The 8,932-nt window shown below is 63.1% G+C and carries 15 protein-coding genes and 1 tRNA gene; 4 read left to right on the top strand and 12 right to left on the bottom strand.

Translation table 11 applies throughout. The features are described 5' to 3' along the window. From AHiyo1_RS25150 to AHiyo1_RS22695, 12 genes are all read right to left on the bottom strand, one after another. A partial coding sequence (locus tag AHiyo1_RS25150) for a hypothetical protein (protein WP_216363305.1) occupies nt 1-204 on the bottom strand: 204 nt, incomplete at its 3' end. Between the two features lie 4 nt (nt 205-208). Next, the gene (locus tag AHiyo1_RS22730) at nt 209-502 is read right to left on the bottom strand and encodes a DUF3039 domain-containing protein (protein WP_059390103.1); all 294 of its coding nucleotides are present in this window, start codon (nt 500-502) and stop codon (nt 209-211) included. Nucleotides 503-589: 87 nt separating this feature from the next. After that, entirely contained in the window at nt 590-1,564 is a 975-nt protein-coding gene (locus tag AHiyo1_RS27640; RefSeq protein ID WP_253257569.1) for a Panacea domain-containing protein, read from the bottom strand. Beyond that, entirely contained in the window at nt 1,561-1,695 is a 135-nt protein-coding gene (locus AHiyo1_RS27785; protein WP_275937097.1) for a hypothetical protein, read from the bottom strand. Before AHiyo1_RS27785 ends, AHiyo1_RS27640 begins: the two co-directional genes overlap by 4 nt. A gap of 5 nt (nt 1,696-1,700) precedes the next feature. After that, nucleotides 1,701-2,048, bottom strand: a complete 348-nt coding sequence (locus AHiyo1_RS22720) for a hypothetical protein (protein WP_059390102.1) — start codon at nt 2,046-2,048, stop codon at nt 1,701-1,703. A gap of 125 nt (nt 2,049-2,173) precedes the next feature. Then, entirely contained in the window at nt 2,174-2,542 is a 369-nt protein-coding gene (locus AHiyo1_RS22715) for a hypothetical protein (protein ID WP_059390101.1), read from the bottom strand. 115 nt (nt 2,543-2,657) lie between these two features. Then, complete coding sequence (locus AHiyo1_RS22710) at nt 2,658-2,927, bottom strand: hypothetical protein (protein ID WP_059390100.1); 270 nt, start codon at nt 2,925-2,927, stop codon at nt 2,658-2,660. Then, the gene (locus tag AHiyo1_RS22705) at nt 2,915-3,151 is read right to left on the bottom strand and encodes a hypothetical protein (protein ID WP_059390099.1); all 237 of its coding nucleotides are present in this window, start codon (nt 3,149-3,151) and stop codon (nt 2,915-2,917) included. The genes AHiyo1_RS22710 and AHiyo1_RS22705 overlap by 13 nt, the downstream gene beginning before the upstream one ends. A 326-nt stretch (nt 3,152-3,477) precedes the next feature. After that, nucleotides 3,478-3,625, bottom strand: a tRNA-OTHER gene (locus AHiyo1_RS24305). Between the two features lie 567 nt (nt 3,626-4,192). Further along, nucleotides 4,193-4,366, bottom strand: coding sequence for a hypothetical protein (locus AHiyo1_RS25145; protein ID WP_172465716.1), 174 nt, complete (start codon nt 4,364-4,366; stop codon nt 4,193-4,195). 151 nt (nt 4,367-4,517) lie between these two features. Beyond that, nucleotides 4,518-4,799 carry a homing endonuclease associated repeat-containing protein gene (locus AHiyo1_RS22700; RefSeq protein WP_059390098.1) on the bottom strand — a complete coding sequence of 94 codons (282 nt, stop codon included), beginning with the start codon at nt 4,797-4,799 and terminating at the stop codon, nt 4,518-4,520. A gap of 73 nt (nt 4,800-4,872) precedes the next feature. After that, complete coding sequence (locus AHiyo1_RS22695; protein WP_059390097.1) at nt 4,873-5,925, bottom strand: thermonuclease family protein; 1,053 nt, start codon at nt 5,923-5,925, stop codon at nt 4,873-4,875. 344 nt (nt 5,926-6,269) lie between these two features. Between AHiyo1_RS22695 and AHiyo1_RS22690 the strand changes: the two genes are divergently transcribed. The 4 genes from AHiyo1_RS22690 to AHiyo1_RS25140 all read left to right on the top strand — a co-directional run. Further along, nucleotides 6,270-6,761 (top strand): hypothetical protein, encoded by a 492-nt coding sequence (locus AHiyo1_RS22690; RefSeq protein WP_148667729.1) that lies wholly within the window; start codon nt 6,270-6,272, stop codon nt 6,759-6,761. A gap of 315 nt (nt 6,762-7,076) precedes the next feature. Further along, nucleotides 7,077-7,427 carry a hypothetical protein gene (locus AHiyo1_RS22685; RefSeq protein ID WP_084784690.1) on the top strand — a complete coding sequence of 117 codons (351 nt, stop codon included), beginning with the start codon at nt 7,077-7,079 and terminating at the stop codon, nt 7,425-7,427. A 97-nt stretch (nt 7,428-7,524) separates the two neighbouring features. Continuing rightward, nucleotides 7,525-8,598, top strand: coding sequence for a DUF723 domain-containing protein (locus AHiyo1_RS22680; protein ID WP_148667728.1), 1,074 nt, complete (start codon nt 7,525-7,527; stop codon nt 8,596-8,598). Continuing rightward, nucleotides 8,598-8,932 (top strand): hypothetical protein (locus AHiyo1_RS25140; protein WP_216363304.1); only part of this gene is annotated, 335 nt, incomplete at its 3' end. The genes AHiyo1_RS22680 and AHiyo1_RS25140, both read left to right, overlap by 1 nt.

Genomic DNA, 8,932 nt, shown 5'->3' with positions numbered 1-8,932 from the left:
TTTTGCGCGGCCTGGGGTCTCGCAGGCCAGCACCGCGGCACGTTCACCAGCATCCGTAGTCTTCAGGGCCTGGAAGGCGTGCTCTCCGCTGGCGGCCCGGACGACTCCGGGCTCGAAAAGCCCGAGGTGCACTTCGAGGGGTGTGACGTGGAAGTTCGACAAGAAGCGGTGCTCGCCGTCGAACCGGGTGATGGGGTCGGCCATGCGGTTACTCCTCCTTGAGCTTCTCCCACTCGGCCTTGCACTCGGGGCAGACCGGGTAGTTCTCCGGGTTCTTCGACGGTCGCCACTTCTTGCCGCAGAGAGCGAAGACGGCGATGCCCTGCGTTGCGGCGCGGACGATGTCCTCCTTGCTGACGTAGTGGCTTAGGCGGTCGTGATCGCCGGCGTCGTCGTCCTGGTGCTCGCGATCGGGGTCGACGATGTCCAGGAACGCCGCATCGAGATCGGTGTCCGTGTCCGGGGTCGTGATGGTGTCGGGGGCATCAAGCACAGCGCTCATGAGGGAACCTTTCGTTCTGTGGAGCGATGACGGTAGAGGGTCATCATTTTTAATGAAGATCCCGGAGCGGCTCTGCCGCCTCCCGGACTACCCAGCGTTCGAGACATCGCTACGCACGTGCAGGCGTTTCGCAAAGAAGCCTGGCCCGACAGCGAAGATGCCACGGTGTACTTCGTAGAGCGCCGGGCACACGGGACCGCTGGCCCAGGCCTGGATCTCCTCCGGGAACATCGCCCAGCCGTCCCAGGCGAGATGCCAGGCCTGGCAGTAGTAGACGAGCTTCTGCAGCTTCATGGTGGTCATCTGAGGGTTCTCAGGGTGCTCCACTGCATGCTTGGCGAGGATGTACTCCGCGACATCGAACACTGTGACTGTGGTCGGCTCGCTGGAGTCGGACAAAGACACAGCCATCGCTTCAGCTCGCTCTGCTCGAGCGTGCGCCGATGGAACAGCCGCATGGTCTCGTCGTCCAGCTGCTCGGGCATGACAATCAGCGTTCGTCGGATGTTGCCGTTCCCGTCGGTGCGCTGCTCGCAGGAGAGCTCGACCTTCTCCCGTTCGGGGTCGACGACCCAGCTGATGCGGGATGCGGATCTCGTCGACGAGGTAGATCGTCTCGAAGACGTTGGTCTCCGGCTTCATCCACTCGCGGACCTGCCCGCTGTCGAGTGCGTCCTGCGGGATCTGGAAGACGAACAATCCACCCCTGTGGCTGGACTCCCAGTACATCAAACCGAGCAGATCCCGCTCTACGCGGCCGATCAGCTTTTCGTCGGTGGAGAATCCGCCGGTGACGAGCTTCAGCTCATGGACGAGTTGGTTCTTCCGCCACGGGTGCAGCCGGGGCTCGGAGAGGGTGAGCCCGCCGTACATGAGCATCTCATCGAGCCAGTCGAGGTATCCCTGCAGCGTGCCGGTGAAGCCCGGCTGGGCTTCCTTCTCGCGTCGGCCCTGCTCGGTCTCTTCGAAAGGCGGCAGCTCGACCTCGGGCATCGCTTCCAGCCAGGCAGTGAGGTCGTCGGGGTTGGATGGCTGGATGTTTTGATAGTCGTCGTTGGTCATGAGTCTTCCTGGTCTTCGGGGTTTCCGGTGTCCAGCGTGCCGCCGTTGCGGATTGGCACCTGAGACCAGTCGACGGAGCCGTCGGCTCGTTCGGCGTCCTTCTGGGCGTAGTAGTCGCTGAGGTATCCCATTGTGATTAGTTCTCCTTCTTGATGAGCCGCAGTCGGACGGCGCGGGACGAGAACGGTCCGACGAAGTGTTCGTTCACGAACTCAGCGACGCCGGCGTCGATGAGGCTCTGGGCTGTGCCTTCACCCTCGGACCAGTCCTTGACGAGGATCTCGTCAGGGGTCTCGGGGAAGAGCCCGTAGACGGCGAGGTTCACCGTGAGCATTTCCTCCGGCTCGCCATCCTGGGTGTCCAGGATGAGCGACGCAGTCCGGGGGTCGAACAGCAGCGTGCCGGTCAGTCTGAGTGAACCGCCAGCGAAACGGACAGTGACATCCTCGGCGATGGCGTCGAGGCGGGGTGCGGTGCTGCGCATGATGTGCTTCTTTCTGGAGCTGTATGGTGCCCGCCCGAGGGAGGGCTGGTACAGGAGACGAGCGAGAAAGGGTCAGCCGTGCCTGTGCACGAGTCGTCGGATCAGCTCGATCCAGTAGCTCTTCCTCAAGGGCGCAGCGCCTCCTCAAGGTTCTTCGACGGGTCGTTCGGCACGACGAGGACGGTGCTGTGGTTGCACAGGTGCGCCCGGAGAGCATCAGCGAGATCCATCGCCACCAGATCGCTCTCGAGCTTCACGGTGATCACCGTCTGCACCATCTCGTCGCCGAGGATGACCAGCGGGGTCGAGCCCTTGACGCTGAGGTGCTGCAGCAGACCGTAGGTGCTGACGGCATGCGACTGGACCAGGTCGTCGACGGCACGAAGGCGCTCCTGGCGAGGAAGATGCTCCAGCTCATCGCGATCGACGGGGTGCGCGACCCGCACTTCGTAGCGAGGGGCGAACAGGGACTTCAGGGTGCGCAGCATGCTCATGGCAGTGCCCTCGCTTTCGATGTGGAGTTGGTGGTGAAGGGGAATAGCGAAGTCAGTCGATGACTCCGTGGAAGCCGTCGACGAGTGGCCCGGCAAAGGACGTGCTGGGAATGCTTTAGATCCCGTGGACGGCGTAGTCGTAGATCTCGCCGCGGGAGGGACTCGGGAAGCCGTCGAAGTTCGTGCGGGAGACTGGCTGGATCGGATTCGGAGTCGCGGACAGCTCCGTCTTCGGCTTCAGCGTGGTGCCCTTGCCGGCGCGCTTCGCGGCCTGCCGACGGTCAAGAGCCGCGTCGAAGTCGACGATGATCTTGGTGAGCGCGACTACCAGGAGCATGAGGAGGAGGATGGTGGCCCAGCTCTGGACGGGGGTCATCGGGAACATGCGGCGTTGGCCTTTCGTTCGGGCCGGCGTGACCGGTCGACGCGGATTGTCTGCTGGCAGAGCTGGAATGGCTGGTGTCTCTTCGCATGGCGGCAGTGGGAGATGCCATCGGCGTACTGGACGTTGTTCAGCGGGTGCGGGATCGTGATTTTCGCCGCGAGTTCGCGGATCTGGGGATCGCGCGTGCGCTTGTCGGCGTCGTAAAGCTCAGCGAGCTGTGCCATGACGGGCTCCTCTGGTTACTGAAGATGTGGGGGTGTTCCGGGACAGAGAGTTTTCTGAGTCGGTGAAGATCCCGAGCCAGCTCTGCTGGCCTGCTCTGCTCTGTTTGGCGTAACGGCGAAGCCGGAGCCGTCACATGAAAGAGAAGCCCCGACGCCAATGGCATCGGGGCTTCTCGTCGGGGTGGACGAGTTTCGGTCCCACGTTTGTGGGAGGCCGAAACAAGGAGGAGTGTAGACGCGCCCCGCTCAGGAGACCTCAGCCTCGAGGATGTGAGGTCTGCAGGCGCTAGCTTCCTGCAGTACGGAATCAAACCGTTCGCGTCTCGTGGGTCCGGCAGGATTCGAACCTGCGTTTTCAGTGCGTCGCGCTGTGCTGCCGCGCCTGTCGCCCGGGTCTCACCTACCACTGGTGCCTGGGGAGTCGAACCCTGGTGAGTCGGAACGCCTGATGCTGTGCCGTTGAGCCACAGACCCTTGCGCCGGGGTACTTTCCCCGGCTGATCCTGATGCCCGCAACGCGATAGTCGCAGCTACGGGCATCAGGAAGTGATCACCGGCCGCACGCTTGCGGGAGGCCGGAAAGAAGGGGTAGAGAGCAAGCGCGGTCCGTCCGGTTTCCCGGTTCGTAGGCCGCCTCGTGGCGTCGGGGAGCTGCCCCGATTCCCGTAGCATTCGGATCCGCGTTCAGAGGTCATGCCCCGTCTTGCGCTCGTCGTCTCTTCGCTTCCCGTGCGGGTTCTTGTCGCCGTACGCTCTCCGTCCGTAGGCTCGCCTGAGGACCGGCAAGCCGAGGAGGCGAGGTTGGACGAGCGGCCCTCCAGTGACCACGGGCGCGAAGCTCTCTTGCTACCTGGACTGCGCTGTGTGCCTGTTACCGGCCGCTGGCAGCGCAATCCCTCGTCCGGCGAATGCCGGTCCAGGACGGAAGTTCTGGCTCATCTTTTCGAGCCTCGAACTCTGTCAATGATGTTCCAGAGTCGGCTGTGCCGACTCTGTTTCTCAGCTTCATGCCAAGCGCAGCGGACTGGTGCAAGCCGCAGTTTAGAGCTGGGCTCGATCGGCTCGCAGGTTGTTGATGTGACCGCAGAGGTTCCAGGCTTCGTTGGCCAGATGCGGCGCAGTGTCCTTGAGTGCGCGAGCACACTGGACCACGGTGTCGTAGACCTGGGCGAGGCTGTCGTCGGCGGGATTTTGGGTGTTCAGTGTTTCAGCCATGATTTCTCCTTGTGATGTCGCTGGGTGGATCACGCGGTTTGTGCGGCGGCTGCGCTCCATTGGCCGAACCGGGCGCGGATGCTGGTTGCCGGCGGCACGTTGGGCCGCGGATGCACAGGGTTCAAGCGCCAGGCCTCGTAGCTTCGCACTGTCAGGACCCGGTCTCGTCCCGGCAGTCGCGCAGGGCTGCGAGCATCTGAGGCTCGGCCCATTTCGTGGTCGCATCCTGCAACTGCAGGGGCTGCGTCGTGCTGGTGAGGCCAGCGGCCGCCAGAGCCTCGCCCCAGGATCCGAAGCGGTGCGTGTACAGATGCGCCGATGGGTCGTTGTCGTGGCGGCGCTGCTCATAGGTACGGCGGCCAAGGGTGGGCTCGCCCTGAGCGAGTCTGCGCAACGTGTTCAGCAGCTCTTGGTCGCTGTAGAGGGTCGTCATGGCGTACCTCCTGTCGTGGGGAGTGATTTTGTCCAGCCGTATGCTGCCGACCCGTAGGCTCGCCTCTCGTTGCCTACTTGCGGCCGAGGCTCTGGCAGTGCTCCGGTGCTCCGTATGCGCCGGTCTTGGCGTATTTGGGCAGCTCGGCGGCGGAAAGGTAGTCGTTCCATCGCTCGGGCTGGGTCGCGCTCTTGGGGATCCAGGCTTCGGCGTAGCCGCTCTTTAGCTGGGCCAGGTTCACGTCGGCAATGGCCGATGTGGACACGTACGCGAGCGATCGGCCGTAACGGTCGGTGCGATCCACGCCAGGAGTCTGGTCGTAGGTGATCGTGACCTCGGTGCTCTTGGGCAGCAGCTCGGTCAGATGATCAGTCGCGGCCTGTGCGCCGCATTCCGGCGGTGCACCCTTGCCGTAGTTCATCTCCGGCGCGTCGATGCCCAGGAGCCGCACCGTGTGCTGGGTTCCGGCGTCGTTGGTGGGCTGCAGGTCGCTGTTTGCCTGGACGGCGATAGTGTCGCCGTCGACGACGCGGACGATCTTGGTCTTCACGGTCTTGGGCAACGGCACGGCCGCGCTCTGGTTGGGCGTCTCCGTCGTGGGCATCACCGACGGTGCAGCCGGAGCAACTGGGCTGGTGGTGGTTTGGTCGGTCGAGACAGGCTGGCTCGGCACGCCCTGGCAGCCGGTGAGGCCCAGGATGACGGTCAGGCCGATGAGGATCGTGAGCACGCTGTGCCGGCCGTACGCTCGCGGGAGGCCGGAGACAGGGAGCGCGCGTGCGAGGTATTGGGTCATGATGTGGTGGCTTTCTGTCTCAGATGAACAGGTGCTCGTGTGCCGGGGCGTACGCTCGAGGAAGATCGCGTGATAGGTCGCCGGGAAGTCCGCCCAACGGACGCTCTCGCAGACGCCGAAGTGCATCCGATCGCGATAGGCGATGACGTAGGCGGCAGCCTGCTGGTCGACGTATCGTGCCGACTCACCCTCGAACTCGATGTCGTGCCAGGCCTCGCCGTCGAGGCTCATCGGCAGGGTCATCGTGATCAGGGCCGGGTCCGTGGCTGTGCTGTTGGACAGAGCGCCATCGGACAGAGGGCTGTTGGGGGTGTTTTCGCTGTGTGACATCGGACGTGCTCCTCAGGTCAGTAGTCGGTGACGAGAGACGGCGCTGTGTCTGTTTCACCACGCGGCCCGCCGGAGGGCGGGCAAGCACGCCAGGCGAACAGTGGAAACGAATGACCCGCCGTCTCTTCGAAGAAGACCCCGGATCGACTTCGTCGATCCCAGCCACCCCACCTATCGAATGACACGTGGATAGATTATCGTCAAAGACGAGCATGATCTATCCAATGACGAGTGCGAGAGGGAATCGAATAACAAGAGAGAGGAAACTGAGTGCCTGCGCCGGCTCCGAAATGCCTACGGCCCGGACGGCGACGACCAGGCAGCTGGCGGTGCCGGCTGCGTTCTTGCTCGTCGGCTTCTTGCCCGCCACGCGCTTCCTGGGCAGCGGGCTCCGACAGAAGGTCGATGCGTGTGTGGCGACAGCACTCAGTGTGAGCACTGCGAAGCCGTCAGGCCTTCCGGTGACGGCAAAGCCTGCACAGCCCGCGCCCGCGCCCGCTCCCCCGGCGTCCACACCGAATCTCACCGCGGCCTATGACAGCAAGCCGAAGGAGGAGATCACCTCGGTCTCTCAGATCCGGCCGGGACTTGTCTCGATGCTGTCGTCGTTCGCGAAGACCCCTGAGCAGAAGGCGAAGATCGCAACCGCCGGGGCATGCCTGGGCGACGCGGTGCTGCGTGCAGGCTTCTCGGCGGGATCGCTGCACTTCTTCGTCGGAGGTGCACCTCTCGGCTCCGGATCGATGGTCGAGCACCTCGCGACCGACAAGGACAAACAGCTGTGGACCTCCACGGCGTTCACGGGCACGATGTCAGGCTGCCTGCGAAGCGCGTGAGCTGCTGCGAAATGAAGAACGCCCCGGCTGAATACAGCCGGGGCGTTCGTGTGCGAAGGGGAAGGTGACGCGTCGATCCGCGCCACGCGATGCACACTGCCCTCAGGGGCAAGAGTGGAAGTCGTGCACCGCGTGAACCTCAGCCGCATGCCCGCAGGAGGCGTACAAGGGCGGAGGTAATCCGCGAATCGAGCACGACAGTATCACGATTCGATAGGACGCGTCGGACCACTCGCGCAATCGTGAGGAATGATGAGTATAATAGGCTCATATACCAATCGAATGCGAAGCGAGAGACAGAGAGCGGGGTCAGACATGACTGAGTCCTCGACGACCACGGTCAACACCGACAAGCGTGAACGCGCGGTGCTGCGGCTGCACCGTGACATGAAGCAGCGCGCGGAGTACTGGGCGCAGAAGCGCGGCTACTCCTCGGTGAATGAGTACATGGCCGACGCGGTGGACGAGAAGATCCGCCGCGAGAACCTCGACTACGACCTGCCGACGCTGGAGATCGCCAGGCTCAATCAGGTCGTCGACGAACTGAGGGCGCTGTCGACGAACCAGGCCAACCTCGAGCGCGTGATCACTACTGGGTTCGACAGCTTGCTGGGGTTGACCAGGGGTGACTCGTACCTTTTGGACCCCGAAGACGGTGAGCTCTGATGGCCCGGTTCGTACTCGCGGAGGCCAGCGTCTGACGACGGCACAATGGATCGACCGTGCCCGAGCGGTCCACGGTGACAAGTACGACTACTCGCTGGTGGAGTACGTTGATTTCAAGACCAAGGTCGCCATTATTTGCATCGAGCACGGTGTCTTTGAGCAGATGCCGGTCAACCATGTCAGCGCGAGGCGGGGATGCAGGGCCTGCGTGGGTCTGGTGTCGCCGTCCACATCTGAGTGGATCAAACGAGCGTATCTTGTGCATGGCGATCGGTTCGATTACGAGCGCGTGCAGTATCTCAACAACCGCACGAAGGTCACGATCAGATGCCCCGAGCACGGGTACTTCGACCAAACGCCTAAGAACCATGTGGTAAACGGGCAGGGGTGCCCTAAGTGCACCGGCCGTGGAATCTCCGTCTCGGAGTGGATCGAGAAGGCTCGTGCTGTCCATGGTGATAGGTACGACTACTCGGCTGCAAAGTACACGACCACGACGAAGCCTGTCGTAATCGTCTGCGGCAAGCACGGGCCGTTCGAACAGACTCCGTCTGTTCATGTGAAGGACCAGTGTGGCTGTCCCAAGTGCGCCGGCCAGGGGCTCTCAAATGAGGAGTGGATCGATCGGGCACGATCGATTCATGGTGACGACTACGACTATTCGCCGTTCGTCTATGTGCGCCAGGATGTGAAGTGCGAGATCATCTGCAGCCAGCATGGCTCCTTTTGGCAGACGATTCTCAACCACATCTACAACCGATCCGGCTGTCCACTGTGTGCAGGGTCCAAGGGGGAAAAGCTCGTCTCACGGGTGCTGCATGGTCTCGGAGTCGATCACCAGCCCCAATGGAGTCACCCGACGTGTCGGGACAGAGCCCCTCTGCTCTTCGACTTTTATCTGTCGCCGCTCAGAGCTTTGATCGAGTTCGACGGGATTCAGCACTTCGAGCCGGTGAAGTGGTTCGACGCGGTGACTGATGAGCAGGCTGAGGCGCAGTTCCTGGTGACCCAGCGTCGTGACCGGATCAAGAACGACTGGGCGTCTATCAACGGCTACCCGTTGCTACGAGTGTGTGAACTGAAGGATGTCGAGGCAGAAGTGACTGATTTTGTGGAAGCGCTCCGACAGAGAGGGGTTGAAGTGAAGGACCCAAAGGACGGTGAGCTCTGATGGCGATGCCAGGCACCAGCTTCCGCGACATGCTCGAGGATGCGAAGACGAGCGAGCCCGCTGAGGTCGACACCTCCTTCCTCGACGAGTACCGCAGGACGGGCGTTGTTCCGCACCGGCAGGCAGAAGAGCCTGCGCCTGAGCAGGATGCGGCTCAGCCCGAGGTCACCGCTGAACGCTTGCGGGAGGCGGCAGAAGAGGGCAAGCCTGAAATCGCCAACGAGGAGCTGCTCGCCCAGGAGCCTGCGGCTGACAGCTCGATCGGGACGACGATGCGCACCGGCCGGATGAGCCGAAATCTTCGGGCGGCGGCAGCCGCGGAGGTTCGAGGAAC

This window comes from Arthrobacter sp. Hiyo1 (assembly GCF_001263615.2).
In the GTDB taxonomy this organism is placed as follows: Bacteria; Actinomycetota; Actinomycetes; order Actinomycetales; family Micrococcaceae; genus Arthrobacter.
This window is presented reverse-complemented; position numbering and strand designations above follow the sequence as displayed.